This window comes from Vreelandella halophila (assembly GCF_019903425.1).
GTDB lineage: Bacteria > Pseudomonadota > Gammaproteobacteria > Pseudomonadales > Oleiphilaceae > Halospina > Halospina halophila.
On the sequence record NZ_JACHUZ010000005.1, the window covers coordinates 1 to 818 of the forward strand.

1 protein-coding gene is annotated in these 818 nt (G+C 66.0%); it reads left to right on the top strand.

The features are described from left to right. Positions 1-27: 27 nt before the first annotated feature. The coding region (locus tag H4I92_RS00100; RefSeq protein WP_245800822.1) for an NAD(P)/FAD-dependent oxidoreductase at positions 28-818 on the top strand (791 nt) is incomplete at its 3' end.

Sequence of the window (818 nt, forward strand, 5' to 3'; positions counted from 1 at the left end):
GAGGAGACTATCGTGGAACGCGAATCGATGGAGTTTGACGTCCTGATCGTGGGGGCGGGCCCGGCGGGCCTTTCAGCGGCCTGCCGCATCCAGCAGCTGGCCAACGAGGCGGAGCAGGAACTGACCGTTTGCGTCGTGGAAAAGGGCTCGGAGGTCGGCGCCCACATCATCGCCGGCACGGTGTTCGAGCCCACGAGCCTCAATGAGCTGTTCCCGGACTGGAAGGAGCGCGGTGCGCCGCTGAACACCCCGGTCACCCGGGACGACATCTACTTCCTGCGCGGCCCCGAAGGCGCCCGCAAGGCCCCCAACGCCTTCGTGCCGAAGAACATGCACAACCACGGCAACTACATCATCAGCCTGGCCAACCTGTGCCGCTGGCTGGGTGAGCAGGCCGAGCAGCTGGGCGTGGAGATCTATCCCGGCTTCCCGGCCGCCGAGGTGCTGTATGAGGACGGCGTGGTCAAGGGCATCCTCACCGGTGAGTTCGGTGTCGACAGCGAAGGCAACCAGAAAGACGGCTACATGCCGCCCATGGAGCTGCGGGCGAAGTACACCCTGTTCAGCGAGGGCTGCCGCGGCCACCTGGGCAAGGAGCTGCTGCAGCAGTTCAACCTGGACGAGGGCAAGGACCCGCAGCATTACGGCCTGGGCATCAAGGAGCTGTGGGACATCGACCCGGCGAAGCACGAGCCGGGGCTGGTGGTGCACACCGCCGGCTGGCCGCTGTCCGAGAGCGGCTCCACCGGGGGTGGCTTCCTCTACCACCTGGAAAACGGCCAGGTCTATGTGGGGCTGATCACCGACCTGTCCTACTC